We start from the raw sequence: 25,809 nt of genomic DNA, 5'->3' as shown, positions 1-25,809 counted from the left end.
CCGGGCGGACCGTCGTCCGGCCCGCCCGGCGGAACCTCATCCGGAGAGCCGGGCGACGCTGCTCGCGGTGCCTCCCCCCTTCGCCTCGAACGCCACGGCCAGGACGCCGCTCGCGCCCGGCACGGTGACCGTGCGGGTCCCGGCGCGCGTCACCGCGATCTTCCTGGTGCCCAGGAGCCTGCCGTCCCAGACGTGCGCGTACGCGGTGCCCGGCCCGGTGGCCGCCAGCCTGAAGGTGACGGCGCCGCCGGACACCGCGGGCCGTCCGGCGATGCGCGCGGTGCGCGACGGCGGCGCGGCGGGCCCGGCGGCCAGTGGGATCCCGGTCCGCGCGGCCTGGATGATCGACTCGGGCGAGCCGGCCGAGGCCGCCGCGTCCGCCGGCAGCACCGGCGGCTCCGGCGTGCCGGGCATCCCCGGCGGCGGGGTGTGGCCGGGCAGCGAGACCAGCCCCCAGCGGTACGGATCGCCCTGCACGCCGCCCCAGGTGGACCAGCCGATCCGGGTCTGGCCGACCTTGTCCTGGGTGTCGGAGTCGTACACGAAGATGTTCAGGCCCATCCGCGCCGGGTCGACGGCGGAGGGCAGCGCGGCGAACGGGATGCTCGTCTCGATCACGTAGCCGTCGTAGGGCGCGTTGACCGTCGAGGCCACCCGCATGCCCGGCGCGGTCTGCTCGCCTGGCCCCTGGTGCTGGTCGGCGTCGCGTTCGAAGCACGGCCTGCCGTCGGCCATGCCGGGGAAGACGCCGGTCTTGAAGGTGGTGGAGGTGTTCTCGGAGTCGCCGCGCGGGTCGACGGTGATCTCGACCGCGTCGGTGCGCCAGTGCCGTTTGCAGTCGTCGGCGCCGAGGACCGTGCCGCGCTTGTCGTCGCGGACCTCGACCAGCACGTGGAGGGCGTCGCCGGTCCAGGTCACCTTGCCGGTCGCCGAGCAGTCGGCCGCCGAATCGCAGGCGGTGCCCTCCCAGACCCGGGAGAGGTCGAGCTCGGGGCCGGGGTACTCTCCGGGTTCCTCCTTGCCGTCGACCACGGGCGCGGTCGGTGCCTTCGGCAGCTCGGCGACCGGGACCAGTTCCAGCCCGCCCTTCTGGGTGTCGGTGCCGGACGCGGAGGTCGTGGTGACGGTGAAGTCGTAGTCCCCGCCGGCGCCTCCCTGGTTGGAGGTGGGCAGCGAGGCGTCGGTGTTGGTGACGGTGAAGGTCACCGATCCCTTGGCCCCGGCGGCCAGCCGGTACGGCTTGGACGGGGCGTCCGCGCCGAAGCCCGCGGGCAGGCCCGCCGACACCGTCCCCTCCTGGGCGGAGCCGGTGGTGTTGGCCAGGTCGACGCGGATCTGGCGGGACTTCCCGGACGCCAGCGTGAGCACGCGCTTCATCCGTCCGCTCAGCGCGGGGACACCGGTCTTGCCCGCCCAGGCGTCGAAGTCGGCCACGCGCGGCAGCGGTTCCTGCGCGCCGGTGACACCGGGCCGCACTTCGACGGGCGTGGCCGTCTGCCCGGAGCCGCGCGCGGTGGTCAGCGTCCCGGCGAGCCGCACCCGCCCGTTGGGCGTGCCGGCGGGCGGCTTGACGGTGAACGTGGCGGTGCGTTCCCGGGAGCCGATCGTCCCGAGGTCACCCGATCCGGTCACCGTCCAGCCGGACGGGACGGACAGCGCGGCCTTCCCGCCCGGCAGCGGCCGCTGCGAGCGCGCGTGCGCCGTCACCGTGAACGCCCGCCCGGCGTTGACCCCGAACGCCTCGGTGGTCAGGAAGAACTCGGTGCCCAGCGGGAGACCGCCCTTGGCCGGTCTGAGCGCGCCCTCCAGCATCGCCGTCGGCTCGGTGTCACCGAGGGTGTACGGCACGCGGCTGTGGATCTGCGTGAAGTAGTCGCAGCCGAGCCGCTCCGGATCGGCCGGGACGTCCGCGAAGCCGCCCCAGCCCTGGCTGACGTAGGTGCGCTGCGCCTCCCGCTCGACCTGCGCCCAGGACTTGCCGCCGTTGCGGGCGGAGGCGCGGCCGGTCCAGACACCGTAGGTCGGCGCCGCCTGCGTGGTCGCGGTGAAGTCCTTGGCGCACGCCCGTCCGGTGGGCCCGGAGGCGCCGCCGGTGTGGAACAGCCGTCCGGTCGACCACGGCCGCAGCCGCTCCCGGCCGGTCTGGTCGGGGAACCTCCCGGCGTCGGCGGCGGCGAAGTACGCCTCGGTGGCCAGCCGCGCCGCCTGCTGGTGGTGGCCGTGCTGGCCCGGAAGCGGCGCCGGTTCCATGGTCACGATCACCTTGGGCCGGGTCTGGCGGACGAGCCGCACCACCTTGGCCAGGCTCTCGTCGTGGCCCCACGCCTCGTCGGCCAGCGGGGCGCTCACCGTGTAGTAGAAGTCGACCTTGTCCAGGTAGTGGACGTCGCCGACGCCGGCCCTGCCGACCGCGCGGCGCTCCTCGTTCTCGCGCAGCAGGCCGAGCGGCGGGCCTTCCTCGGTGCCGACCGCGTTGCCGCCGCCCTCGCCGCGGGTGACGGTCAGCACGCCGACCCGGGCGCCGTCGAACTCGTTCCACTGGCCGTAGGTGGACAGGCCGCCGGCCTCGTCGTCGGGATGCGCCCCGACGAACAGGACGTCCAGCTCGCCCGGGCGGGGCGGGGGCGCGGCCTGCGCCCCCGCGGGGACGCCGGCGAGCGCGATGGCCGAGGCTGCGAGAGCGGCGGACAGGACGGCGGGTAGGGCGAGTCTTCGCATGAACTCTCCTGTTCGGTTGTCCCTGCCGGCCGGGGTCGGGCGGGGTGGCCGACCCTCGGCTCCCTACTCCTTGATGGCCCCCGAGAGCATTCCCGCGATGAACTGGCGCTGCAGGAAGACGTAGACGGTCACGATGGGCGCGGCGATGATCAGCGCGCCCGCCATGAGCAGCGAGTAGTCGGTCTTGTGCGTGCCCTGGAAGAAGGACAGCCCGAGCGGCGCGGTGCGCAGCCCCTCGTCGGAGTTGATGATCACCAGTGGCAGCAGGAACTCGTTCCAGGTCCACATGGTGGTCAGGACGATCATGGTGACGATCGCCGGCCGGCCCATCGGCACCAGCACCCGCCACAGCGTGCCCCAGCTGGACGCGCCGTCCAGCCGGGACGCCTCCATCAGCGAGCGCGGCACGCTGCGGAAGTAAGCGCGCATCCAGAACGTGCCGAACGCCACCGACATGGCGATCTGCGGCAGGATCAGCCCGGCGTAGGTGTTGTCCAGCCCCACGGTGCGCAGGTCGAAGTAGAGCGGCACCACGATCGTCTCGGTCGGGATGGTCAGCCCGGCCAGGAACAGCAGGAACACCGCCGACGCGCCGCGGAAGCGCATCGTGCCCAGCGCGTACCCCGCCATGATCGACAGGACCGTGGCCACCAGCACGGTGATCACGGTGACGATCACGCTGTTGCGCATGTAGGTGCCGAAGCGGCCCTCCCGCCACGCCGTCCCGAAGGCGGCGAAGCTGAGATCGGGCAGTTGCAGCGCCTGCGCCACCACGCCGATCATCGGGAACAGCGCGATCACCGCGAACACGCCCAGGATCGCGTGGTTGACCAGCCGTTCCCGGCGGGTGCTCATGGCCTGCCCCCCGCTCATCGGTCCCTCCCCTCGACCAGCCGGCCGATGCCGGCGGTGGCCGCGAACGCCAGCACGGCGAGCGTGATGCCGATCGCGCAGCCCAGGCCGACCTCGCCGGTGTTGAACGTGCGGTTGTAGACCTCGTAGGCGGGCACCTTCGTCGAGTCGCCCGGCCCGCCGCCGGTGGCCATGTAGATCAGGTCGAAGTTGCGGATCGCCATGATCGTGGTCAGCGTCAGCGCGACCGCCAGCTCGCGCCGCAGCGCCGGCAGCGTGACCGTGAGAAACTCGCGGACCGGGCCGGCGCCGTCGATCCGCGCCGCCTCGTACAGCTCCGGCGGGATCTTCTGGACGCCGGCCAGGAACAGCACCAGCGCCAGGCCGATCCCGACCCAGGTGCCGATCAGCCCCACGGCCGGCAGGGCGAAGGTGAAGTCGCCCAGCCAGCCGCGGGACCAGTCCGGCAGCCCGAGCGCGTGCAGCCATCCCAGCACCGTGTTGATCGGCCCGTCGGCCGAGTACACCCACCGCCAGGCCACCGCCACCGCCACCATCGCCACGACCTGCGGCAGGAACAGCACGGTCCGGAAGAACGCCAGGCCCCGGACCCGGGTCCGCGACATCGCGGCGACGAGCAGGAACGCGATGCAGCACGGCAGCGCCGAGTAGAAGACGACCAGGACCAGCAGGTGCCCGAAGGCGCCCCGCAGGACGGGATCGGACCAGGTGCTGGTGTAGTTGGAGATCCCGGCCCAGGTGGCGGGGCCGAGACCGTCCCACTCGTACAGCGAGAACTGCGCCCCGCGCGCCAGCGGCCACAGCAGGAACGTCCCGTACACCAGCAGCGCCGGCAGTACGTAGAGCCAGCCGATCCGGCGGGGTTCGCCGGCTGCCGGCCGGGAGCGGTTCCCCGCGCCGGACCGGGCGCGCCGCGCCCCGGGCGCGCCGCGCCGGGAATCGGGGCTCTTGTGCCGCGCGACGGTCGTCATGTGCGCGCTCCCTCGGGCCGAGTCATCGGTTCAGGTCGTCACTTCTTCTTCTGGAAGGCGGCGTAGTCGTCCTGGGCCGCCTTCATGACCTCCTGAGCGCTCGCCTGCCCGGCGACCAGCTTCTGCAGCGGGCCGCCGAACGCGTCGGTGAAGGTCGGGGTGGCGTAGTCGATGTACGGCGTGGTGCCGTCGTTCTTGCTGAGCACCGCCCAGGCCGCCGACACCTCCTTCATCAGCGCCGCCGACGGCTGCTTGGACGGGGCCTGGAGGACGGGGAGGTTACCGGTCTCGACCGAGACGTCCATCGCCTCCGGCGAGGTGATGAAGTTGATGTAGGCCGCGGCGACGTCGGGATGCTTGGACTTGGAGGTGATCGCCCAGGGCAGGCTCTCGCCGCCCATGGTGGCCGCCGGCGCGCCCGCCTGGGACGGCGGCGGCAGCATGAACCCGACCTTGTCCTTCATCCGGTCGTTGAGGTCGGGCGCCCACCAGGTGCCGCCGAACAGGAACACGCCGTCGCCCTTGGCGAAGTTGACCGGGGTGTCGTCCCACTTCACCGAGTTGGCGTCCTTGCTCAGGTAGCCCTGCTTGGCCCAGTCGGCCAGCTTCTGCGCGGCCTGGACGTTCTGCGGGTCGGTCCAGGCTCCGCCGCTGCCGAACACCAGCTTGCGCACGGACTCCTTGCCGACGAAGCCGTCCTGCAGCACGCCGTACAGCTGCATGGCGGGCAGCTTCTCCAGGTTGCCGAACGCGATCGGGACCTCGCCCTTGCTCTTGGCCGTGGCCAGCGCCTGGTCGAACTCGGCCCACGTCTTGGGCGGCTGCAGGCCCAGCTTGGACAGCTTCTCCTTGTTGTAATACAGGCCGACGATCTCGCCGTTCAGGGAGACGCCGTACAGGTTGCCCGAGCCGATGAGCTTGCCGTCCTTGGTGACGCTGTTGAGGTCCATCAGGCCCTTGGGGTAGCGCTTCTTCCACCCGTACACGCTGTCGTAGCCGTCCAGCGGGAGCAGCATGCCGGCCTTGACGAACTGCGCCATCGCCGCGTACCCCTGGTTGGCCTCGACCACGTCGGGCGGGTCGTCGCCCGACAGCGCCAGCCGCAGCGTCTTCTGCAGGTCGGAGAACGACCGCGAGACCCGGTTGATCTTCACGTTGGGGTACTTGGCCTGGAACTGGGCGTTGAGCTTCTCGATCTGCTCGCGCAGCCCGCCCTGGACCTCCTGGTCCCAGACGGTCAGGGTCACGTTCCCGGCCTTGGCGACGTCGGTGCTGACCGCCGAGGGCGCCTTCGCCTCGGGCCGGTCGTTGGAGGAGCCCGGGGCACACGCGGTGGCGAGCGCGGTGGCGAGGACCGCGGCCGCGGCGATCACCCCTCGTCTCTTCAGTGTCGTCATTCCTGCGGTTCCTTTACTGGGTGGGGGGCTGGAGCGGGCAGGCTGGGTCAGGAGGGCCGCGGGAGGTCGGCCCGCAGCGTGGGCTCGGCCCGCACGACGGTGTCGGTGGCCGCCTCGGGGATGTAGGGGACGACGAAGGCGTAGTCCTCCAGCACGGACTCGGGGACCTCGCCGGACTCGCCGAACGCGGCGATCTCCCCCCAGCACGGCGCGCCCAGCGAGCCGCTGCGGTGCCGCACCGACAGGCCCGCGCACAGGTTGGCGAACTTCAGCCGTTCGGCCAGCGGCAGGCCGGCCAGCGTCCCGAAGACGAAGCCGGCGGCGAACACGTCGCCCGCGCCGGTGGCGTCGAGCGCCTCCACCGGCAGCGCCCGGGTCTCGGCGGTCTCGCCGGTCGCGGCGTCGATCGCGATGGCGCCCTCGCCACCGCGCTTGACGACCACGACGGGGACCCGGGAGGACAGCGCGCGGGCGGCCTCTTCGGGCGAGCCGGTCCGGGTGTAGGCCATCGCCTCCACCGCGTTCGGCAGGAACACGTCCACGTGCTCCAGCCGGTCGAGGACCTCGCTCGACCAGGTCTCGGTCGCGTCCCAGCCGAGGTCGGCGAACACGGCGGTGCCCTCGCGCCGCATCCGCCGCGTCCACTCGGGGACGGGCCGTTCGATGTCGACGAAGCAGGCCCGCGCCGACGGCGGCGGGGAGCCGAGCGGGTCACCGCCGACCCGGCCCGTCTCGTCCGGCCCCGCCTCCGGCATGGGCCTGGCGTAGGTGACCATGCTGCGGTCGGAGTCGTAGGCCAGGGACACCGTGACCGGCGTGGGCCAGGACGGCACCCGCCGGGACCGTCCCAGGTCGATGCCCTCCTGCTCGGCCAGGGTGCGCCACAGGTAGGCGCCGAACAGGTCGTCGCCGAAGGGGGCGGCCAGGCCGACGCGCAGCCCGAGCCGGCTCATCGCCACCGCGATGTTGGCGACGCCGCCGGGCGCCGAGCCGAGCCCATCGGTGAACAGCTCGGTTCCGGGCGGCGGCAGCCCGGGCAGCCCGGTGAAGATCATGTCCATGAACACCTGGCCGGTCAGGAAGACGTCCAGGTCGGGCAGCGCGCCCTCGCCGCGGGGGGCGCCGGCGCGGCGGAGCCGCTCGCCGGCCTGGCCGCGCTCGGCGCAGGGGTCGGCCAGTGAGAGCTCGGGCGGCACCCCGGCCGGCGCCTCGGCGGGCGGCGGCGCCTCCGCCGGCAGCGCGGCGCGGGCCGCGTTCAGGGTCTCGGTCAAGGCGCCTCCTCGCGATGGCGTGCGATCGGAGCGGAAGTGGGGCGAGGAGTCACCGCCGGGACGGGCGGGCGCCCGCGAACACGGCCGCGACCTCGGGGATGCGGTCGATGTAGCCGTCGAGCAGCCGCCGCCCGACCGAGACCGAGTCGACCAGGGGGTGCAGCCCGAACGCCTTGACGGCGGCGGTCTTCGAGCCGCTGAGCGCGGCCTCGATGGTCAGCCGCTCCACCGCCTTGACCTGCTGCATCAGCCCGGTCTGGTGCAGGTCGGGCGGGGCGGCGGCGTGCGGGCGGACGCCGCCGGCGCCGACGGTGACGGGCACCTCGACCACCGCGTCGGGGGGCAGCGCGGGGACGGTCGGGCCGTTCCGCACGTTGAGGATCATGGTGGCGGGCTCGTCCCGGGCGATCGCGGCCATCACGCTCAGCGCGACCCCGGCGTACCCCTCGTCCACCGGGTCGACGCCGGCGTGGCCGTCGAGCGCCTGGCCGGTCTCGGCGCCCTTCATCTCGGCCATGTAGCTGGCGCTGCGCGCGGCGACCGTCTCGCGCCACAGTTCCAGGGCCCGGCCTCCGGACGCCGCGGCGATCCGCTCGTAGAACGCGCCCTGCTGCTTGAGCAGGAACTCGCCGCGGGTCTGCGGGGCGTCCAGGGTGGCCCGCACCGCCTCGCGGTTGAAGTAGTAGTAGTACAGGTACTCGTTGGGGATGACGCCGAGCTCGCGCAGCCATTCCCGGCCGAACACCACGCCCTCCTCCAGCCCGCCGAGCAGGTCGTCGTCGGCGAGCAGGCCGGGCAGCACGTCCACGCCGTCGTGCAGGACGCGGCGCATCCAGCCGAGGTGGTTGAGCCCGACGTAGTCGAGTTCGATCCGCCGCGGGTCCAGGCCGAGCGCGGCGGCGACCCGGGTGCCCAGCCCGGACGGGGTGTCGCAGATGCCCAGCACCCGGTCGCCGAGGACCCGCTGCATCGCCTCGGTGATCATCCCGGCGGGGTTGGTGAAGTTGATGACGTACGCCTCCGGGGCCAGCGCCTCGACCCGGTGCGCGATGTCGACCATGACCGGGATGGTGCGCAGCCCGTACGCCACCCCGCCCGGCCCGGTGGTCTCCTGGCCCAGCACGTTCAGGTCGAGCGCGACCCGCTCGTCGCACACCCGTCCCGCCAGGCCGCCGACCCGGATCGCGGCGAACACGAAGTCGGCGCCCTCCAGGGCCGGGTCCAGGCGCGTCGTCGTGACGACCTTCGGCGCGGCCGGGGCGCCCTCGGCCAGCCGCGCCAGCACCGCCGCTATGACCTCCAGGCGGCCGGTGTCGGCGTCCTGGAGCCAGACCTCCTCGATCCGCGGGGTGCTCCGGTCGCGCAGCAGGGCCTGGTACACGTACGGCACCCGGAACCCGCCGCCTCCGAGAATGGCCAGCTTCATGCGATGATCACCTTTCCGCCCGCCCGGCCGCCGAGTTCGAGCGTCCGCGGATCCGGCGAGTGCACGCGCGGCGATCCGGTGCCGGGGAACCCGGTCTCGGACGCGACCGGCACGACCCGGTCCGCGATCTCGATCATCGCCTGTCCGCCGCGGCCGCCTCGAACGGCGGCTGGTCGAGGTCGGTCGGCGGTACCCCGTCCCGTACCTGGTCGGCGCCCATCGTGTCACTCTGCCATGTCAGGGCCGAAGGTCAACTCCTGTGGTCCGTTGAACCGGACGGCCGAGATTGGATCGTGACAATGCGATCGGCGCCGGCGGGCGCGCGGCACGATGGACGCATGGGCGGACCCCTGGAAGGGGTGCCGCCGGAGGCGACGAACCGGCTGGGAATAGCGCGGCTCCGGGTGGGACGCAGCGGTCAGCGCGCGGTGACGATCGTCCAGCCGGGATCGTCGCACCTGATCGCGCCGGCGGCGGCCTGCTGGAGCCGTTTCTCGCCGCCGTTGGGCGCGAGCGGGGCGTGCACGCGCACGCCGGTGGCACCGGCGTCGCAGTAGATCGCGGGCGTTCCCGCCGGGGTGAGGACGCGCTGTTTCGTGCCGCCCGACCACTGGCAGCCCATGAACGCGATCTCCTTGGCCTCCGCGCGGACGCGGACCTGCCCCTTCTCACCGGCGCGGCCGGTCGCGGCCGGGTTGGTGGTGCAGTTGAAGAACCACAGGTTGGAGAAGACGTGGCCTTCACCGGAGTGGACGTCGATCGCCGAGCCCTGGCAGGCGGTGTTCTTGTCGCGGCCCGTGCAGTCGATGATCGTGCCCTCGAACGACAGGCCGCCGTACCCGCGTTCGATCCGGAACGCGGTGGCGTACTGCGGGGTGATGTAGAGGGGGCCGACCCTGGTGCGGGACATGCTGGTGAAGTGGACGTAGGCGGCCGCCGTCGGCGGCAGCGACCCGGACATGAACGACTGGCCGGCGGTGAAGTAGTAGTTGTCGCTGCCGCCGAGCTTCAGCTGCACGTCCGTGCCGTTGTTGATGTAGGCACGGTCGATCGTGACGCGCAGGTGCCGGGCGTGCATGACCGAGCGGAATCCGACCCAGCCGACGTCCAGGAAGTTGGCGTCGCTCATGATCGGGCCGCCGGCGAAGTCGGTCTCGCGGACCATCCAGTCGACCGCCCCGGAGGCGCGGAACTGGATCCCGCGCATCGACATCGACCGCACGCCCCCCGTGGGCAGCGCGAACAGCGGCTTGCCCTTGACGGTGACGATCGTCTGCGGGCCGCGCCCGGAGAACTCGCGTTCCGATCCTCCCGGCGGGCCGGAGAGGCGCAGCCCGTCCAGGAAGGGGTAGGGGCCTCCCGACAGCTCGATGTTGGCGTTGGGCAGCAGGATCACCGGCCGGAAGGTCTGCGCGCCCGCATATGACAGAGCCGCCTTGAACTTGGCGTCCCATGTCGCGCCGGCGAATGAGCCAAGGGGCGAAAGACCGGGCACCGTCGCGGCGTCAGCGGCGGCCGCCGGAGCACGTCCGAACCCAAGACGCACATCACCACCTCCTTCACCACACAGTGTGTAGCGAGGCGGCCGCGGACCGTTATAGCCGCGGTGTGCGCAACCCCTAACCGCCGGGTGCCGGTTCGTCTATCGCGCGCGTCCTCACTCACAGCCCTCGAACTGCGGGACCTCCACGACCGACAGGTCCAGCCCGGAGCCGCCGAACCATTTGCCCATCAGCCTGGCGGCGGTGCCGTCCTGGTACATCCGGGTGATCGCCTTGTTGACCGCCTCGCATCCGCCGGGGTCGTCGCGGCGCATCCCGATCCCCGTGCGCCGCTCCCCGAACCTGGCGTTCACCAGCCGGAAGCCCGTGCCCTGCCGTTTCTGGAGCCCGGCCAGGATCGTGTCGTTGGTGGTGATCGCGTCGACCCGGCGGTCGGCGAGCATGGCCGCGCACTCGTCGTAGCCGCGCGCGGGCACCGGCACCGCGGCCACCTGCCGCTCCTCGATCACCTGCTCGGCCGCGCCGGCCCCGGCGACGGCGCACAGCCTGCGCCCCTTCAGATCCCGCACGCCGCGCACCTCGCGCTCGTCCGCCCGGACGAGGATGTCCTGGTACGACAGGTAGTACGGGCCCGCGAAGGCCAGCCTGAGCTTCCATTCCGGCTCCACCCAGAACGTCAGCACCAGGTCCACCTCGCCCTCGCGCAGCAGCCGCTCCCGGTCGCGCGCGAGCGCCGGCCGGAACCGCACGCCCATTCCCAGCCGCCCGGCGACGTACCGGGCGACGTCCACGTCCAGGCCCTCGAAGCGGCCGTCCGGCAGCCGGACGCCCAGCCCCGGCAGATCCGGCCGAACCCCGGCCACCAGCGTTCCCTTCGCCAGCAGCGGGGACTCCTCGCCGCCCGCGCAGCCCGCCAGGGCGGCACAGCCCAGCACGATCGCCGCGGCGGTCCGCCGCACGCGCAGGAAGCCCATCCCGACCTCCGCCTCGTCCACGACCAACGTTCCAGAGTATTGATCATGAGTGCCAGACCCTGACCGAATCCGGACCGGCTTCCGGGTCTCGAGCCGTCCGAGCCCACCGGGTCGGCGTCCTCCGGTTCCACCCGCACGACCAGGCATGACGTCACTTATCCCAATTGCCGCTTGCAATTGACGTCACACTGATGTCATAGTGACGTCATGGATGTCATGCCGTATGTCGACAGGCTCCGCCGGGAGCTCGCGGTCGCCGCCGCGGCGGGCAGCGGCGAGGCCCGCGAGCTCGCCGAGCGGCTCACCGCACCACTGGAGTCGGCCGCCCGGCTCGCGCTGCTCGAGGCGCTGTCGGCGGCCGCGGACGAGATCACCCGCGAGCTGGCGCCGGGCTCGGTCGAGGTGCGCATGCGCGGCCTCGACCCTGACTTCATCGTGACGCCACCGCCGGTGGAACGGCTGCCGGAAGCCGCGCACGGGAGCAGTCTGAAGAGCGCGCTGGCCCGTTCCCTTGAGGTCACCATGGGCGTCCGGCCCCCGGTGCTGCCCGCGCCGCCGGAGGGCGACGAGGGCGGCGGCACGTCCCGGGTCACGCTGCGCCTCCCCGAGCACCTCAAGCCGCGGGTGGAGGAGGCCGCGGGCCGGGCGGGCCTGTCGGTCAACGCCTGGCTCGTCCGCACCGTGGCCGCCGCGCTCGGCCCGGACGTCGCCACCGGCGACGCCTCCGGGCGCCCGTACGGCAACCAGCACACCGGCTGGGTCAGCTGACCGCCCCGCCCTCGATCACCGCATCCCCCGCCCACCGCCTCGCGTCCGCGCCCCAAGGAGAGCTTCGCCATGCCCACGTTCGACACCCCCGAGCCGATCACCGCGTCCATCGAGCTGGCGATCGGGCACGTCCGGATCCACGCGAGCGACCGCGCCGACACCGTCGTCGAGGTCGGCCCGACCGACGAGTCCCACGACAAGGACGTCGAGGCCGCAAAGCAGACCACCGTCGAGTACACCGGCGGCCGACTGCGGGTGAAGGGCCCCCGGCACCCCCGCTCACTGTTCGGCCGCCGCTCCCCCTCGATCGAGCTGACGGTGCGGCTCCCGAGCGGTTCCCGGGTGGAGGCCAAGGGCGCCGCGCACTTCCGCGGCGAGGGCCGTCTCGGCGACTCCTCCTTCGACACCGCCGCCGGGTCCATCCGGCTCGACCGGACCGGCGCGCTCAAGGCGCGCTCGGCCGCCGGGGACGTCCGGGTCCAGCGGTCGGCCGGGCACACCGACGTCGTCGTGTCGGTCGGCAAGATCTGGTTCGGCGGGATCGACGGGACCGCGGTGGCCAAGACCACCACCGGCGACATCACCGTCGGCGAGGCGACCGACGACGTCCGCCTCGCCACCGGCACCGGCGACATCACCGTCGACCGCGCCCTGGCCGGCGTGGGCGCGACGGCCGCGTTCGGCGACGTCCGGATCGGCGAGGCGGTGCGCGGCGCGGTCACGCTCGAGACCCGCTTCGGCGAGCTGGAGGTCGGCATCCCCGAAGGCACCGCCGCCTGGCTGGACGTCGGCGCCGAGCACGGCAGCGTGCGCAGCGACCTGGAGACCTCCGACGACCCGCCGAAGGCCGGCGAGACCGTCGAGGTGCGCGCCCGCACCGGCTGGGGCGACGTCCTGATCCACCGCACATGACCGCACCCCCTGCGCTCCCCCGCGCTCACGTCACGAAGGAAGAGGACATGAACAACGCTCCCCCCAATCCGGCGATCGCGGTCACGGGCCTGCGCAAGTCGTACGGCGACAAGACCGTCCTGGACGGCATCGACCTGCAGGTCGCGCAGGGAACGGTCTTCTCGCTGCTGGGCCCCAACGGCGCCGGCAAGACCACGATGGTGCAGATCCTGTCCACGCTGATCCGCTTCGACGGCGGCGAGGTCCGCGTCGCGGGCCACGACCCGGTCCGCGAACCGGACGCGGTGCGCGCCGCGATCGGCGTCACCGGCCAGTACTCGGCGGTCGACCGGCTCCTCACCGGCGAGGAGAACCTGATCCTGATGGCCGACCTGCACCATCTCGGCAAGCGCGAGGGCCGGCGGCGCGCCGCCGAGCTGCTCGAGCGGTTCGACCTGGTCGACGCGGCCCGGAAGATGGCCGGCACCTACTCCGGCGGCATGCGGCGGCGGCTCGACCTGGCGATGACCCTGGTGGGCTCCCCGAGCCTCATCTTCCTGGACGAGCCCACCACCGGCCTGGACCCGCGCAGCCGCCGCACCATGTGGCAGATCATCCGGAACCTCGTGGCCGACGGCGTCACGATCCTCCTCACCACCCAGTACCTGGAGGAGGCCGACGAACTGGCCGACCGTATCGCGTTCCTCGACCACGGCAAGCTGATCGCGCAGGGTACCGCGGACGAGCTCAAGCGGCTCATCCCCGGCGGGCACGTCCGGCTCCGGTTCGGCGACACGCGGGAAGTCGAGGCGGCGCTCGGTGTCCTGCGCACGGCCTCGCTCGACGGGGACGACCTCACCCTGCGGGTTCCCGGGGACGGCGGCGTCCGGTCGCTGCGCGCCCTGCTCTCCCAGCTGGACGACCAGGCCATCGAGGTCGAGGAGCTGTCGGTCCACACCCCCGATCTCGACGACGTGTTCCTGGCCCTCACGGGCCGGCCCGAGGAAATGAAGGAAACGCTGCGATGACCGCCCTCTCCCACACCCTGACCGACTCGGCGACGATGCTGCGCCGCAACCTGCGGCACATGCAGCGCTACCCGTCGCTGACGCTGATGCTCCTCGGCATGCCGGTGGTCTTCCTGCTGCTGTTCGTCTACGTTTTCGGCGGCACCATGGGCGCCGGGATGGGCGGCCCGTCGGGCGGCGGCCGCTCCGAGTACATCGACTACGTCGCCCCCGGGATCATCCTGATGACGATCGCCGCCTTCGCCCAGGGCACGGCGGTGTCGGTGGCCATGGACATGACCGAGGGCATCGTCGCCCGGTTCCGCACCATGGCGATCGCCCGTGCCTCGGTGCTGACCGGGCACGTCATCGGCGCCATGCTCCAGACGGTGCTCGGCCTGGCGGTCGTTCTCGGCGTCGCCGTGCTGATCGGGTACCGGCCCGACGCGAGCCCGGTCGAGTGGCTGGCGGCGGCGGGCGTCCTCATGCTGTTCGCCTTCGCGCTGACCTGGCTGACGGTCGCGTTGGGCCTGGCCGCCGACAGCGTCGAGACCGCCAGTAACACGCCCATGCCGCTGATGCTGCTGCCCTTCCTCAGCAGCGGGTTCGTCCCGACCGACTCGATGCCGACGGGGCTGCGCTGGTTCGCCGAGTACCAGCCGTTCACGCCGCTGATCGAGACGGTGCGGGGGTTGCTGATGGGCACGCCCATCGGTGGCAGCGCGGCCCAGACGGTCGCCTGGTGCACCGGCCTCACGCTGGTCGCCTACCTCTGGGCGAGGAAGCTGTACAACCGCGACCCCTCGGCCTCGCGCTGAATTCCCGAGCGACCCGCTCCGGCCCCGCCGACGGCAGACGACGCCGTCGGCGGGGCTTCACGGGTAATGGACGAGTTCGTCGACGCGCCGGGAGGGCGGCCGCCGCCGGCCCATTCCGGGACGGCCCGCCCAGCCGGCTGCACATGCAGGACTCGTTCGCCCTCGGTCACGTCCTCGCTCAGGCACGTCGGTGTCCGGCGGGAGGCCGCCGGTCAGCGTGGCGTGCGGGGTGAAGCCGTCGCCTTCGTACATGCGGACTTCGTGCACGAACGGGGGCTCCGCATCGGGAAGCGGGAACGCCTCGGGCAGGGAGTTGCGCAGGACGGCCCCGGGAGCCCCCTGCGAGCGTGCCGTCCAGTAGGTCCGGACCCACTGCACGACCACGTCCGTCCTGATCGCGTCCGTCCCGGCCCTGTTCCCGCTCACCGTCGCGACGGTAACGCGCGGCGGCTCGGCCGGGCGACCCGTTTACCGCGCGGCCCGCCGCCACGGCGCGCTACTGGTCGGCGTCGTCGAGTTCGTTCCATTCCCAGGCCGCGGCGGCCGAGGGGAGCAGCAGCGCGGTGAACAGGGTGCCGAGGATCAGCGGTTCCCAGGCGCGAGTGTCCAGCAGCGGGCCGTCGGCGATCGCGACGAGCGCGACCAGGCCCACGCAGCAGGCCAGGGCCAGGTAGGCGAGGCCGCGGGCCCGGTCGCGTTCGGCCAGCTCGCGCTCGTCGAGTTCGGCGTCGGGGACCTCGGTCAGCAGCCTGGTCGCCCGGCGCAGCAGGATCAGGCCGGCGCCCACGCCGGCGACGGCGCCCGCCTGGAGCGCTATCGAGGGGAGCGATGCGGGGGCCAGGAACGCGGCCGCGGTCCCGCAGCCGAACGGCACGACCGCGACGGCGGCCAGGGCGCGGCGCGTCCCGCGGCGGGCGAGCCACGGCGGGAGGGGGCGGGCGCGGCGGTGGTTCCGCCAGGCCTCCTGGTCGTCCCGGAGGGCGTCGAGGATCGCGCGGCGCTCCTCGGGCGTGGCGTCCTTGGCCGCGGCGAGCACCTCTCGGTGATGCCGCAGGCGGTCCTTGATCCCGCTGGTCTGCTCGGTCATGGCTGCTCTCCTGTGGTCGAGTCGGCGGAACGGTAGAGCCGGCTGGACATGGGCGTGAAGGGCCGGAGCGAGAAGACCGCCTCGAACGGCAGCTCGAAGAACTCGCAGATCCGCAGCCCCAGCTCCGCGGACGGCCCGTAGTCGCCGCGTTCCAGGAAGCCGATGGTCTGCGGGTTCACGCCGACCGCGGCGGCCAGGTCCGCACGGGACACGCCGTGTTCGGCGCGCAGTACCGCCAGCCGGTTGTGCACGGCCGTCTTCTTGCGTTTGCCTCGATCAGCCTTGCCCGTCATGTATCGATCATTGCGTTTTCACAATGCTTTGGCAAGACCGGCAACACGCTCGTGGTGCGAAGGACCGCCCTCGGACGGTCCCGGCCGGCGGACGGCGCAGAATACGGGCGTCCCGTATCAAGGGCGGCCGAACTTCCGGTGTCGGGCGGGCGTCCTACGCGCGGGGGGCGGGTGAGAACGATCACTTGTCCGCCGCGTGCGGTCTTTTCTGGACAGGCGACGATGGGATCTGGATACTCACAGCTATGGACGGTCAGCCCTCATATCCGGTGAGAGCGTCCGACACGGAGCGCGACCGGGTGCTGCAGGTGCTCAGCGAGCGGGTCGCCGAGGGCCGGATGTCCCATGAGACGTTCGAGCGCCGGGTCGACCAGGTGCTGCGCGCTCAGAGCCAGGCCGAACTGGCCGACATCGTGCACGATCTGCCGCCCACCAACCGCGTGGTGGGACGGCTGACCGGGCTGATCTCCTCGGTCTCCCACGTGACCGCGCGGTTCGAGGCGGCCTGGCGGGGGCCCCGGCTGCCGCGGTTCATGCTGCCGCCGGCCGGCCTGACCCGGATCGTGGTGGGCCGCGCCCCGGGCTGCCAGTTCATCCTCACCGACCTCACCGTGTCCCGGTTCCACGCCGAGATCTACCGCAACGACGACGGCTGGATGATCTCCGATCTGGGCTCGATGAACGGCACCCGCGTCAACGGCTGGCGGCTCACCGGCCCGACCCGGGTGCGGCCCGGCGACGAGGTCGGCTTCGGCAACTCCAGCTTCATCGTCACCTCGTCCTGAGCGGCGCCCGGCCCCCGCCCCGGCTGGTTTCATTGCGGGATGGCAGACGACGAGGCCGCGCTCCGGGAGGGGCGGGAGTGGGCGGCCCGGGCCGTCCGGCGGCTGACGGCCGAGCGCGAGGAGCACGGCCCCACCCCGCTGATCCGCTTCCCGCTCCCGGCGGAGTGGGGCGTGACGCTCCTGTTCAAGGACGAGTCCGCGCACCCGACCGGGAGCCTGAAGCACCGTGCGGCGCGGGCCCTGTTCCGCCACGCGATCGCGACGGGCCGGATCGCCGAGGGCACGGCCGTGGTCGAGGCGACCGGCGGGAACGCGGCCGTGGCGCAGGCCCACTTCGCGCGGCTCCTGGACCTTCCCTACATCGCGGTGATGCCGGGCGCCGAGAGCCCCGGGCGCGCCGAGCCGGTCCGGGCGCTGGGCGGCGAGTGCCGCTTCGTCACGCCCCCGCTGGCGATCTACGAGGAGGCGCGGCGGCTCGCCGACGACCGCGGCGGCTGCTACCTCGACCAGTTCACCTGGGCGGAACGGGCGCTGGACTGGCGCGGGGACGACCTGGCCGGGGAGCTGTTCGCGCAGGCGGCCGATCCGGTGTGGGTGGTCGTGGGCGCGGGAACGGGCGCCACCGCCGCCGCGCTGGGACGCCACGTCCGCCTCCACGGGCTGCCCGCGCGGCTGGCGGTGGTGGATCCGGAGAACTCGGCCTACTTCCCCGGGTGGGCCGCCGGGGCGCGCGACTACGCGACGGGCATGCCGTCGCGGGTCGAGGGCATCGGGCGGCCCCGGATGGAGCCGGGGTTCCTGCCGTCCCTGATCGACCTGATGCTGCCGGTGCCGGACGCCGCCAGTGTCGCCGGGGCGCGGGCCGTGCGCGCCGCGACCGGGCTGCCGGTCGGCGGGTCGACCGGCGCCAACCTGTGGGGCGCGCTGCACCTGGTCGCGCGGATGCGCGAGCGGGGCGAGGCGGGCACGGTGGTGTCCCTGGTCTGCGACGCCGGGGAGCGGCACCTGCGGACCTGGCACGACGACGGCTGGGCGGCCGGAAGAGGACTGGACCCGGCCCCGTACGCCGCGGCGGTCGACCGGTTCCTGGCCACCGGGGAATGGAACGCCCCGGGCGGATAGGGTCGCCTTCGTCGAGCGCAGTGGACAGGGAGGAAGATCGTGCTCATCGGGTTCGCCGTGCCGGTGTCGGGCGGGTGGTCGACCCCGGCCAACCAGGTACTGATCGCGCAGCAGGCCGAGGAGCTCGGCTATCACTCGATCTGGACGCTGCAGCGCCTGCTCAACCCGGCCGGTTCGGCCGATCCGACCTACCGGGCGGTGCCCGATCCGCTGGTGACGCTGGCCTACCTGGCCGGGCGGACCGACCGGGTGCGGCTGGGCGTGGCGGTGCTCAACATGCCGTTCTTCTCCCCGGCGCTGCTGGCCAAGCAGGCCGCCACGCTGGACCACGTCACCGCGGGACGGCTCGACCTGGGGCTGGGCCTGGGCTGGATGCCGGAGGAGTTCGCCGCGGTGGGCGCGCCGATGGAGCGGCGGGGCGAGCGGGCCGAGGAGTTCCTGGCCGCGCTGCGGTCGCTGTGGACGGAGGAGGTCAGCCGGTTCCGCGGGGAGTTCTACGACCTGCCACCGGTGATCATGGAGCCCAAGCCGCTGCAGTCGCCCGGGCCGCCGATCCTGCTGGGCGGCACGGCCGAGCCCGCGCTGCGCCGGGCCGGGCGGCTGGCGGCGGGCTGGGTCAGCTCCAGCCGGGCCGATCCGGCCACGCTGGGCCGGTCCGTCGGGATCGTCCGGGAGGCGGCGGAGCGGGCCGGGCGGGACCCGTCGGCGCTGCGCTTCGTGTGCCGGGCCGCGGTGCGCGTGCGGGAGGCGGCGCGGCGGGACCGCCGTCCGCTCACCGGGTCGCACGACGAGATCCGCGCCGACTTCGAGGACATCGCGGCGCAGGGGGTGACCGAGCTGTTCGTGGACCTCAACTTCGACCCGGAGCTGACCGGCCCCGAGGCCGACCCGTGGGATTCGATGTTCCGGGCCCGCGAGGCCCTGCAGGCGTTCGCCCCGGACGCGTGACCCCCCTCCGCGGGCCGCGGAGGGGAGCCTGATCGTTCCTTTCTAACGCGTCAACCGCGTGTCACAGGGGCGGACGACGGCCTTCCCAGGGGGTGCTGAGGACGACCGTGGTGCGGGTGGCGACGTTGGCCGCGGCGCGGATCATCTGGAGCAGTTCCTCCAGTTCGTTGGGGGAGGCGACCCTCACCTTGAGGATGTAGCTCTCCTCCCCCGCCACCGAATGGCAGGCCTCGATCGCGGCCAGGTGGGACAGCCGGTCGGGTGCGTCGTCGGGCGCGGCCGGGTCGATCGGTTTGATCGACACGAACGCGGTGAGCGGCAGCCCGATCCGCGCGTTGTCCAGCTGGGCCGCGAACCCTTTGATCACGCCACGCTTCTGCAGCCGCCGTACCCGCTGGTGCACGGCGGACACCGACAGACCGGTCTCCTTGGCCAGATCGGTGAAGCTCATCCGGCCGTCGTCGGCCAGCAACGCCATGATCTGACGATCGATCTCCTCCACCCAGGAAATCTAGCGCGCCCGCGGTCACCATGTACGGACAAAGCCGATGGCGGCGGAGGCGTCTTTCAGGCGGGGCGGCCGGGCGAGCGGCCCCCGCGCGGCGGGCCGCAACTGCCGCGCACGACCAGTTCGGCGGGCAGCAGCACGGGGCCGCCGCGGGTGCGCCGGGCGCGGTCGCGCAGCAGCACCTCGCACGCCCGGTAGCCGATGTCGTGGCCGGGCCGGGCGACGGTGGTGAGGGGCGGGTCGCACAGCTCGGCCCAGGGCACGTCGTCCACCATCGCGATCGAGACGTCGGCGGGGACGCGCAGGTCCAGCTCGCGCGCGACCAGCACGGCGGCCTCGCCGAGCAGGTGCCCGGCGGCCAGCACCGCGGTGACGTCGCCGCGCCGCTGCAGCAGCCCGGCCGCGGCGGCGTAGGCGCTGTCGCGCTCGTGCCGGCCGGCGACGATCAGGTCCTCGTCCGCCGTGAGGCCCAGGGCCGCGAGGGTGTCGCGGAACGCGCGCTCGCGCACCTCCGCCACGGCGCCGGCCGCGGTCGCCGTGGCGGGCCCGGCGGGTGCGGCGCCGAGGAAGGCGATGCGGCGGTGGCCGAGGCCGACCAGGTACTCGGTGAGGGTGCGCACTCCCGCGCGGTCGTCGGCGAGCACGGCCGGGACGTCGCGCACGCCGGGCGGCACCCGGTCGGCGAACACGACGCCGGCGCCGATCCCGGCGGCGGTGCGCCAGGCCGCCCGCTCCCCCGCCGGGACCGCGATGACGCCGTCCATCCGCTGCTCGACGAGCCGGTCGACGATCTCGGCCTCGCGGGCGGGGTCGCCGTGCGCGGTGTCCAGGATCACGTGCTCGCCGAAGGTGCGGGCGCATGCCAGCACCCCGGCCACCAGGTCGGCGCAGAAGGGGTCGGTGACGTCGGGGACGATCAGCCCGATGCCGCCGCTGCTGCGCAGTTTCAGCCCGCGTCCCAGCGCGCTGGGGCGGTAGTCCAGCCCGCGGGCGGCGGCCAGGACGCGCTCGCGGGTGGCGGGGCTGACCGATCCGGTGCCGGAGAAGACCCGGGAGACGGTCGCGATGCCGACGCCGGCGGCGGCCGCCACGTCCTTGATCGTGGCCGGTCGCCGCCCGTCCGCGCCCCGGTCCGCCGCCATGCGCAGGCCCCTTCCGCCACCCCGGCCGGATCTTCTCATGACCGGGCGTTTTCTGGAAACGTTTCCATGATGTTTACTCCACCCACAGGATAAGCGCCCAGGTGGGCGGCGGGCGTTGGAAACGTTTCCATCGAGAGGTGTGAGATGGCCGAGATCGTGCTGGACGGGGTCGACAAGGTGTACGCCGGCGGCGTCAAGGCCGTGGACGGGCTGGACCTGGAGATCCGCGACGGCGAGTTCATGGTGCTGGTCGGCCCGTCGGGCTGCGGCAAGTCCACCGCGCTGCGGATGATCGCCGGCCTGGAGGAGATCAGCGGCGGCAGCATCTCCATCGGCGAGCGGGTCGTCAACGACCTGGCGCCCAAGGACCGCGACATCGCCATGGTGTTCCAGAACTACGCGCTCTACCCGCACATGACCGTCGAGCAGAACCTGGCGTTCGGGCTGAAGCTGCGCGGGGTCTCCAAGGAGCAGCGCGCGCAGAAGGTGCAGGAGGCCGCCAAGATGCTCGGCCTGGAGCAGTTCCTGTCGCGCAAGCCGGCCGCGCTGTCGGGCGGGCAGCGGCAGCGCGTGGCGATGGGCCGCGCGATCGTCCGCGAGCCCCAGGCGTTCCTGATGGACGAGCCGCTGTCCAACCTGGACGCCAAGCTGCGCGTGTCGATGCGCGCCTCGCTCAGCCAGCTGCACGAGCGCCTCAAGGTCACCACCGTGTACGTCACCCACGACCAGGTCGAGGCCATGACGCTGGGCGACCGGGTCTGCGTGCTGCGCGAGGGCAGGCTGCAGCAGGTCGACACGCCGCAGCGGCTGTTCGACAACCCGGTCAACCTGTTCGTCGCCGGGTTCATCGGCTCGCCGGCCATGAACTTCGTCGCCGCCGACCTCGAACGCGGCGACGAGGGACCCCAGGTGTCGTTCGCCGGCTACACCCTGCCGGTCCCCGACGGCCTGCTGGAGGACAAGCCGGGCCTGGAGGGCTACCTCGGCAAGAAGGTCATCCTGGGCGTGCGGCCCTCGGACTTCGAGGACGCCGCGCACGCCAAGCCCGACTGGGCGCCGCTGGCCGCCACCAGCAGCGTCACCGAGGAGCTGGGCAGCGAGATCAACGTCATCTTCACCATCGACGCCCCGCCGGTCGAGCACAAGGACACCGCCGACCTGGCCGAGGACGCCGCCGAGGGCGAGAGCGAGATGGCGATCCCGCTGGTGGAGAACAAGGCGCTGTGGACGGCCCGGGTCAACGCCCGCTCGCACGTGCGGCCCGGCCAGGCCATCGAGCTGGCCGTCGACACCCACCGGCTGCACTTCTTCGACCCGGCCAGCGGCCTGGCGATCGGCCACCCCGACGCCGCGTCCACCGGTGCCGAGGTCACCACCAAGGCCTCGGCCTAGAGCGCTGTATTTATTCAATCCCGGCCCAGGGTGCTCGCCTGGCGGCTCGCACCCTGACCGTGCTTGGTGCGAGCGCGACATCGCTTCGCGATCTGGCCAGTGGCGCTCGCCTTCGGCATCGCCCCACCGGCCAGGTAGCGCGCTCGCGCGGTACCCGAGGCCACTGCGAACAGGCGCTAGGACGGGTGGTGGTGAGCGGCGTCCGGGACGCGTGCCCGGACGCCGCTCGGCGGAACGTCATGGGCCGGGCAGCACGGTCAGTTGCGCGTACGAGCCGCGCGCGCCGACCCTGACTCCGACCCTCCCGGCGGGGGCGTCGGAGTCGATCTCCGGGTAGTCGTCGCTGGAGACGGTGACGCGGACCCGGTGCCCGGCCGCCAGCCGGTAGTGCGTGGGCCAGACGTGCACCCGCAGGTCGTGGGTGCGGCCGGGGACGACGCGGACGGGGCGCCGGTGCCCGGACCGGTGCGAGGCCTTCAGCCACCCTTCGGTCACCCGGGTCGCGGTGCCGTCGGGGGCGACGTCGGACACGACGATCGCGACGTTGCCGTCCCGTGCCGTGAACGAGGCCTTCACACCGGCCTCGATGTCGCCCGCGAGCACCAGGTCGCGCCGCAGGGGGCCGGTCTGGAAGAGGAGCCGTTCGCCGGGGGCGGCCGCGTCCTGCCCGGTGTTGACCGTGAACCCGGCGGTGCCGGGGCGGCCGGGGGACGTCCCGAGGCCGCCGTCGCCGTTGAGCGCCAGGCGCACGGTCCGGGCGCCGGGCGGCGGCCAGTCGGGGTACCGGTGCCAGCCGGTGCCCGCGCCCGGGCCGGGGACCTCGTACGAGGTGATCTTGGTTTCCGGGAGCGGCGCCGCGGGGTCCTGCCGCAGCCAGCGGTCCCACCAGGCCAGGTACGGGCCGAGGCCGATGTCGGCGTGCTGCCCGGACGGGTAGCCGTGCTGCCAGGGGCCGGACACCATCCAGACGTTCTTCTTGCGGGCCAGGTAGTTCTTGACCATGCCGTCGCGGTAGCGGTCGTACCAGCCGTTGACCTCGAGGACGGGAACGGTGAGCCGGTTCCAGCGCGACATCACGCTGCGGTCCCGCCAGAAGCCGTCGTAGAGCGGGTGCTCGGCGTAGGTGGTGAGCGTGTCCGGGGCGGTGGCCTGCTGCCAGGGGCGGATGCGGGCCGAGTAGACGCCGCCCCGGTAGATGGTGTTCTCGTACCAGTCGTGGATGCCGTTGACGGGGATGATCGCCTTCAGGTGCGGTGGCCGGTTCACCGCGACGAGCAGGGCGGAGTGGGCGCCGTAGCTGTTGCCCATCTGGCCGATGCGGCCGGTCGACCACGGCCGGGCGGCGAGCCACTCGATGACGTCGTAGTTGTCCCGCTGTTCCTGAGGGCCGAACGGGTCGACGCGGCCGGGCGAACCGCCTGAACCGCGCGCGGTGCACACCAGCCCGTTGTAGCCGAAGCGGGCGAAGTGCGCGGCCATCCGGCCGTAGTGCTCGACGTTCTGCGGGTAGGCGGTGTAGTCGACGACGAGCCCGGGGTGGCGTCCCGGCGCGGGGCCCTGCGCTCCTCCCGGACGGTACAGGTCACAGTCGATGAAGCTTCCGTCGCGGACGGGAACGTGCACGTCCGTCCGGGTGACGCCGAACCGCGCTTCCCGGGTGTAGGAGAAGAAGGCGTCGTCCGGTAGGGCGGGGGTGGGGGTGGGGGTGGGGTTCGCCGGGGCGGGGCCGGCCGTCGCTGCCGTGAGGGCGGCCGCCGCCGCGACGGCCAGGAGACCTCGCAGCGCGCGGCGATTCCGGCGGGTTCTCGCGGGGTGCGCTCGCATCCTGCGTCTCCTCGCTGCTCGCACGCGACCCGGTGCCCGGGTCGTTCGCACGGAACATAGAGTCGGCCTGCGAGAGACGGCCAACATCAAAGAGGCATGCGTTGATGCGTTCCCGTCATATCCGCTGGTCCAGGGTCACTGGAAGTCGCAGCCGGGGTTGGGCGCGTCCCGGGCCGGCGGGCTTCCGTGCGGAAGGGTGTAGACGGCGGTCAGGACGAGGGGCGTGGAGCCGAGGTTGCGGCCGATGTGCACGTGGCCGGCCGGTTCCACGATGACGTCCCCTCGGCGGTACGTCCCGTCCAGGGAGCAGTCGGCGGCGTTGTGGGTCAGCGTGCCCCGCTTCACCACCGCGCGCACCGGGCCGTCGTGGAAGTGCCAGCCGGTGGTGCCTCCGGGCGCGATCACCAACTCCCGGAGGACGTGGTCGGTGCCGCCCACCGTCCTGCGCGCGAGGATCGTCCCCGTCACGCCCGACGCCGGTGTCGCGGCGGCCGCCCCCTGCGACGCGGCCAGGACGATCATGACGCCGCCGGCCAGGGCCGCGGTTCTCCTTCTCCTCGTCAGGGCGGGCATCCGGCCTCACCCGTCGCCGGGAACGTACAGACGGATGTCGTCGACGTGCGCCGATCCCTCGTAGTAGTTCAGGTGCGGGTCGCCGATGATGAAGGAGTCGGGGTAGGCCGAGCCCTTCGGCCAGGAGTGCTCGGTGGTGTAGGTCCCGGCGGGGCCCCGGTGGGTGAGCCTGCGGTCGAAACGGCCGTCGTACTCGCCGGGGGTCTGGTTGTAGTGCCAGATCGGGCGGCCGTCCTCGACGAACCTGTGGTGGACGCGCAGCGTGGTCTGCCCGGCGTGCAGGAACGGGCCGCTCATCTCCAGCGTGTACCCGGCGCCGTCGCGTTCCACCGCGAACCGGTAGGCGGCCTGCGGCAGCAGCTCCGGCCGCAGTTCGGCGCTGGTGAGGTGCCCCCGGAACCGGCCGCCGGGCCCGTAGGGCTTGTCCATGGACACGTTCCCGCAGGCGGTCTTGATGTAGTACTCGTTGCTGACGTTGTTGTTGGCGGCCTCGCGGAACTTGTCGCCGCGCGCGAACAGCGCGTTGACGCCGTTGAAGGTGCCGTCGAAGGTGCGGTAGATCTGGCCGGTCCTCGGGTTGCAGGTCCCGGCGTTCTTCCAGCGGTCGTCGTCGCTGTAGTAGCCGTCCATGATGACCTTGCGCCGGTAGTGGATGCCGGGGTTGCCGTGCGGCGCGGGGGTCGCGTAGTCGAGGATCGTCAGGTAGTAGAACCCGTTCTCTCGCGTGACGTCGGGGTAGTCGCAGCGGGTCTTGCCGGGCAGCGCGCCCTGGAACGTCCACGGGTACCGGGTCTTGCAGGGCTCCGCGGTGTATCCGTTGTGCCTGCCGCCGTAGTCGAAGCGGCCGCCCCGCTCACCGCCGAAGTCGATGCCGCGCAGCGTCATCTCCACGCGGTAGCGCGGCGGCAGCGGGCGGGTGGGCCTGATCAGCACCCCGGCGTCCCAGCTCGGCTCGGAGATGTGCGCGACCCGCTGCCCGTCCGGCAGGGCCTCGTTCGACAGGCCGGGGCGCGAGTCGGGACGCCCGTCGCGGTCCTTGTCGACGGCCGCGATCTCGGCGGTCAGCCAGCCCTGGCGGCCGAACTCGACGCGCTTGCGGAACACGTTCAGGGTGGAGAGCCGTCGTTCGAACTCGGATCCGCTGATCTTCTTCCAGGCCTCGCCGTCGTCGTCGAACGCGTCGACGTGCCACGGGCTGCGCGGTCCTTGCGGGTCCAGGCGCCACGGGGCCCGGTCGACTCGCAGCGGCCGGTCGAACCCCTCGTGGGCCACCAGGACCCAGCGCCCGGCAGCGCCTGACACGGCGGCCGGCCGGCCCGCGGGGACGGCCGCCAGCACGGTCGCTCCCACCGCCGCGATGGCGACCTTGCGGCTTCTCCTCAAGACGAGCCTCCCTCTCCCCGGAAAAGGAAGGGCCCGCGCCCGGTGGATCGGCGCGCCCCCGCCACCGGTCAATGTTCGGCCGCGCCGTGCGGATCAACGCGGGCTTTTGCCGTTCCTTGACCGGCGGCGGGGCGCG

25 protein-coding genes are annotated in these 25,809 nt (G+C 72.9%); 8 read left to right on the top strand and 17 right to left on the bottom strand.

The window, feature by feature from the left end; translation table 11 throughout:
• Nucleotides 1–36: 36 nt before the first annotated feature.
• The 9 genes from ABD340_RS42510 to ABD340_RS42470 form a co-directional block, all read right to left on the bottom strand.
• Entirely contained in the window at nt 37–2,718 is a 2,682-nt protein-coding gene (locus tag ABD340_RS42510; RefSeq protein WP_344597177.1) for a sugar-binding protein, read from the bottom strand.
• 63 nt (nt 2,719–2,781) lie between these two features.
• Nucleotides 2,782–3,591: a carbohydrate ABC transporter permease gene (locus ABD340_RS42505; protein WP_344597176.1), complete on the bottom strand. Its 810-nt coding sequence runs from the start codon at nt 3,589–3,591 to the stop codon at nt 2,782–2,784.
• Nucleotides 3,588–4,562 carry a carbohydrate ABC transporter permease gene (locus ABD340_RS42500; RefSeq protein ID WP_344597174.1) on the bottom strand — a complete coding sequence of 325 codons (975 nt, stop codon included), beginning with the start codon at nt 4,560–4,562 and terminating at the stop codon, nt 3,588–3,590. Before ABD340_RS42500 ends, ABD340_RS42505 begins: the two co-directional genes overlap by 4 nt.
• Before the next feature lie 38 nt (nt 4,563–4,600).
• On the bottom strand, nt 4,601–5,959 hold the full coding sequence (locus tag ABD340_RS42495; protein ID WP_344597173.1) for an extracellular solute-binding protein: 1,359 nt from the start codon (nt 5,957–5,959) through the stop codon (nt 4,601–4,603).
• Nucleotides 5,960–6,006: 47 nt separating this feature from the next.
• Nucleotides 6,007–7,230, bottom strand: a complete 1,224-nt coding sequence (locus ABD340_RS42490; protein ID WP_344597171.1) for a carbohydrate kinase family protein — start codon at nt 7,228–7,230, stop codon at nt 6,007–6,009.
• A 49-nt stretch (nt 7,231–7,279) separates the two neighbouring features.
• Nucleotides 7,280–8,656, bottom strand: a complete 1,377-nt coding sequence (locus ABD340_RS42485) for a 6-phospho-beta-glucosidase (protein WP_344597170.1) — start codon at nt 8,654–8,656, stop codon at nt 7,280–7,282.
• A complete protein-coding gene (locus tag ABD340_RS42480) occupies nt 8,653–8,793 on the bottom strand; it encodes a hypothetical protein (RefSeq protein ID WP_344597169.1) in 141 nt (46 codons plus the stop codon). The genes ABD340_RS42485 and ABD340_RS42480 overlap by 4 nt, the downstream gene beginning before the upstream one ends.
• A gap of 281 nt (nt 8,794–9,074) precedes the next feature.
• The gene (locus ABD340_RS42475; RefSeq protein WP_344597167.1) at nt 9,075–10,202 is read right to left on the bottom strand and encodes a hypothetical protein; all 1,128 of its coding nucleotides are present in this window, start codon (nt 10,200–10,202) and stop codon (nt 9,075–9,077) included.
• A gap of 111 nt (nt 10,203–10,313) precedes the next feature.
• A complete protein-coding gene (locus tag ABD340_RS42470) occupies nt 10,314–11,153 on the bottom strand; it encodes a transporter substrate-binding domain-containing protein (RefSeq protein WP_344597546.1) in 840 nt (279 codons plus the stop codon).
• Between the two features lie 186 nt (nt 11,154–11,339).
• Between ABD340_RS42470 and ABD340_RS42465 the strand changes: the two genes are divergently transcribed.
• The 4 genes from ABD340_RS42465 (at nt 11,340) to ABD340_RS42450 (ending at nt 14,616) form a co-directional block, all read left to right on the top strand.
• Nucleotides 11,340–11,900 (top strand): hypothetical protein, encoded by a 561-nt coding sequence (locus tag ABD340_RS42465; RefSeq protein ID WP_344597165.1) that lies wholly within the window; start codon nt 11,340–11,342, stop codon nt 11,898–11,900.
• 69 nt (nt 11,901–11,969) lie between these two features.
• The gene (locus ABD340_RS42460; RefSeq protein WP_344597163.1) at nt 11,970–12,812 is read left to right on the top strand and encodes a DUF4097 family beta strand repeat-containing protein; all 843 of its coding nucleotides are present in this window, start codon (nt 11,970–11,972) and stop codon (nt 12,810–12,812) included.
• 47 nt (nt 12,813–12,859) lie between these two features.
• Nucleotides 12,860–13,819 carry an ATP-binding cassette domain-containing protein gene (locus ABD340_RS42455; protein WP_344597161.1) on the top strand — a complete coding sequence of 320 codons (960 nt, stop codon included), beginning with the start codon at nt 12,860–12,862 and terminating at the stop codon, nt 13,817–13,819.
• Entirely contained in the window at nt 13,816–14,616 is an 801-nt protein-coding gene (locus ABD340_RS42450; protein ID WP_344597160.1) for an ABC transporter permease, read from the top strand. The genes ABD340_RS42455 and ABD340_RS42450 overlap by 4 nt, the downstream gene beginning before the upstream one ends.
• Before the next feature lie 57 nt (nt 14,617–14,673).
• Here the strand turns inward: ABD340_RS42450 and ABD340_RS42445 are convergent, their stop codons facing one another.
• The 3 genes from ABD340_RS42445 to ABD340_RS42435 form a co-directional block, all read right to left on the bottom strand.
• Nucleotides 14,674–15,042, bottom strand: a complete 369-nt coding sequence (locus ABD340_RS42445; protein ID WP_344597158.1) for a hypothetical protein — start codon at nt 15,040–15,042, stop codon at nt 14,674–14,676.
• A gap of 70 nt (nt 15,043–15,112) precedes the next feature.
• Nucleotides 15,113–15,703, bottom strand: coding sequence for an MFS transporter (locus tag ABD340_RS42440; protein WP_344597156.1), 591 nt, complete (start codon nt 15,701–15,703; stop codon nt 15,113–15,115).
• Entirely contained in the window at nt 15,700–15,996 is a 297-nt protein-coding gene (locus ABD340_RS42435; RefSeq protein ID WP_344597154.1) for a helix-turn-helix transcriptional regulator, read from the bottom strand. Before ABD340_RS42435 ends, ABD340_RS42440 begins: the two co-directional genes overlap by 4 nt.
• Before the next feature lie 269 nt (nt 15,997–16,265).
• Between ABD340_RS42435 and ABD340_RS42430 the strand changes: the two genes are divergently transcribed.
• Genes ABD340_RS42430 through ABD340_RS42420 form a run of 3 tightly spaced genes read left to right on the top strand, consistent with a single transcriptional unit; the run spans nt 16,266 to nt 18,851 of the window.
• Nucleotides 16,266–16,781: an FHA domain-containing protein gene (locus tag ABD340_RS42430; RefSeq protein ID WP_344597153.1), complete on the top strand. Its 516-nt coding sequence runs from the start codon at nt 16,266–16,268 to the stop codon at nt 16,779–16,781.
• A gap of 39 nt (nt 16,782–16,820) precedes the next feature.
• Nucleotides 16,821–17,903: a PLP-dependent cysteine synthase family protein gene (locus ABD340_RS42425; protein WP_344597151.1), complete on the top strand. Its 1,083-nt coding sequence runs from the start codon at nt 16,821–16,823 to the stop codon at nt 17,901–17,903.
• Between the two features lie 39 nt (nt 17,904–17,942).
• Entirely contained in the window at nt 17,943–18,851 is a 909-nt protein-coding gene (locus ABD340_RS42420; RefSeq protein ID WP_344597150.1) for a TIGR03619 family F420-dependent LLM class oxidoreductase, read from the top strand.
• 61 nt (nt 18,852–18,912) lie between these two features.
• Here the strand turns inward: ABD340_RS42420 and ABD340_RS42415 are convergent, their stop codons facing one another.
• Complete coding sequence (locus ABD340_RS42415) at nt 18,913–19,353, bottom strand: Lrp/AsnC family transcriptional regulator (protein ID WP_344597148.1); 441 nt, start codon at nt 19,351–19,353, stop codon at nt 18,913–18,915.
• A 65-nt stretch (nt 19,354–19,418) separates the two neighbouring features.
• Complete coding sequence (locus ABD340_RS42410; protein WP_344597146.1) at nt 19,419–20,501, bottom strand: LacI family DNA-binding transcriptional regulator; 1,083 nt, start codon at nt 20,499–20,501, stop codon at nt 19,419–19,421.
• Between the two features lie 144 nt (nt 20,502–20,645).
• Between ABD340_RS42410 and ABD340_RS42405 the strand changes: the two genes are divergently transcribed.
• Nucleotides 20,646–21,893, top strand: coding sequence for an ABC transporter ATP-binding protein (locus ABD340_RS42405; protein ID WP_344597144.1), 1,248 nt, complete (start codon nt 20,646–20,648; stop codon nt 21,891–21,893).
• Nucleotides 21,894–22,130: 237 nt separating this feature from the next.
• On the opposite strand, the gene ABD340_RS42400 is transcribed toward ABD340_RS42405, so the two are convergent.
• From ABD340_RS42400 to ABD340_RS42390, 3 genes are all read right to left on the bottom strand, one after another.
• Entirely contained in the window at nt 22,131–23,717 is a 1,587-nt protein-coding gene (locus ABD340_RS42400) for a CocE/NonD family hydrolase (RefSeq protein ID WP_344597142.1), read from the bottom strand.
• A 135-nt stretch (nt 23,718–23,852) separates the two neighbouring features.
• Nucleotides 23,853–24,290, bottom strand: coding sequence for a cupin domain-containing protein (locus ABD340_RS42395; RefSeq protein WP_344597141.1), 438 nt, complete (start codon nt 24,288–24,290; stop codon nt 23,853–23,855).
• Between the two features lie 6 nt (nt 24,291–24,296).
• Nucleotides 24,297–25,673, bottom strand: a complete 1,377-nt coding sequence (locus ABD340_RS42390; protein WP_344597140.1) for a hypothetical protein — start codon at nt 25,671–25,673, stop codon at nt 24,297–24,299.
• Nucleotides 25,674–25,809: the final 136 nt, after the last annotated feature.

Origin of the sequence: Actinomadura vinacea, from assembly GCF_039532545.1 — a bacterium.
GTDB lineage: Bacteria > Actinomycetota > Actinomycetes > Streptosporangiales > Streptosporangiaceae > Spirillospora > Spirillospora vinacea.
The sequence above is the reverse complement of the archived record's forward strand: the minus strand, read 5'-3'. Positions and strand labels throughout refer to the sequence as shown.

Coding starts and splice junctions, on each gene's coding strand:
- ABD340_RS42510 (WP_344597177.1), bottom strand. CDS start 2,718: ATGCGAAGACTCGCCCTACCCGCCGTCCTGTCCGCCGCTCTCGCAGCC.
- ABD340_RS42505 (WP_344597176.1), bottom strand. CDS start 3,591: ATGAGCGGGGGGCAGGCCATGAGCACCCGCCGGGAACGGCTGGTCAAC.
- ABD340_RS42500 (WP_344597174.1), bottom strand. CDS start 4,562: ATGACGACCGTCGCGCGGCACAAGAGCCCCGATTCCCGGCGCGGCGCG.
- ABD340_RS42495 (WP_344597173.1), bottom strand. CDS start 5,959: ATGACGACACTGAAGAGACGAGGGGTGATCGCCGCGGCCGCGGTCCTC.
- ABD340_RS42485 (WP_344597170.1), bottom strand. CDS start 8,656: ATGAAGCTGGCCATTCTCGGAGGCGGCGGGTTCCGGGTGCCGTACGTG.
- ABD340_RS42480 (WP_344597169.1), bottom strand. CDS start 8,793: ATGATCGAGATCGCGGACCGGGTCGTGCCGGTCGCGTCCGAGACCGGG.
- ABD340_RS42465 (WP_344597165.1), top strand. CDS start 11,340: ATGGATGTCATGCCGTATGTCGACAGGCTCCGCCGGGAGCTCGCGGTC.
- ABD340_RS42460 (WP_344597163.1), top strand. CDS start 11,970: ATGCCCACGTTCGACACCCCCGAGCCGATCACCGCGTCCATCGAGCTG.
- ABD340_RS42455 (WP_344597161.1), top strand. CDS start 12,860: ATGAACAACGCTCCCCCCAATCCGGCGATCGCGGTCACGGGCCTGCGC.
- ABD340_RS42450 (WP_344597160.1), top strand. CDS start 13,816: ATGACCGCCCTCTCCCACACCCTGACCGACTCGGCGACGATGCTGCGC.
- ABD340_RS42440 (WP_344597156.1), bottom strand. CDS start 15,703: ATGACCGAGCAGACCAGCGGGATCAAGGACCGCCTGCGGCATCACCGA.
- ABD340_RS42435 (WP_344597154.1), bottom strand. CDS start 15,996: ATGACGGGCAAGGCTGATCGAGGCAAACGCAAGAAGACGGCCGTGCAC.
- ABD340_RS42425 (WP_344597151.1), top strand. CDS start 16,821: ATGGCAGACGACGAGGCCGCGCTCCGGGAGGGGCGGGAGTGGGCGGCC.
- ABD340_RS42410 (WP_344597146.1), bottom strand. CDS start 20,501: ATGGCGGCGGACCGGGGCGCGGACGGGCGGCGACCGGCCACGATCAAG.
- ABD340_RS42405 (WP_344597144.1), top strand. CDS start 20,646: ATGGCCGAGATCGTGCTGGACGGGGTCGACAAGGTGTACGCCGGCGGC.
- ABD340_RS42400 (WP_344597142.1), bottom strand. CDS start 23,717: ATGCGAGCGCACCCCGCGAGAACCCGCCGGAATCGCCGCGCGCTGCGA.
- ABD340_RS42395 (WP_344597141.1), bottom strand. CDS start 24,290: ATGCCCGCCCTGACGAGGAGAAGGAGAACCGCGGCCCTGGCCGGCGGC.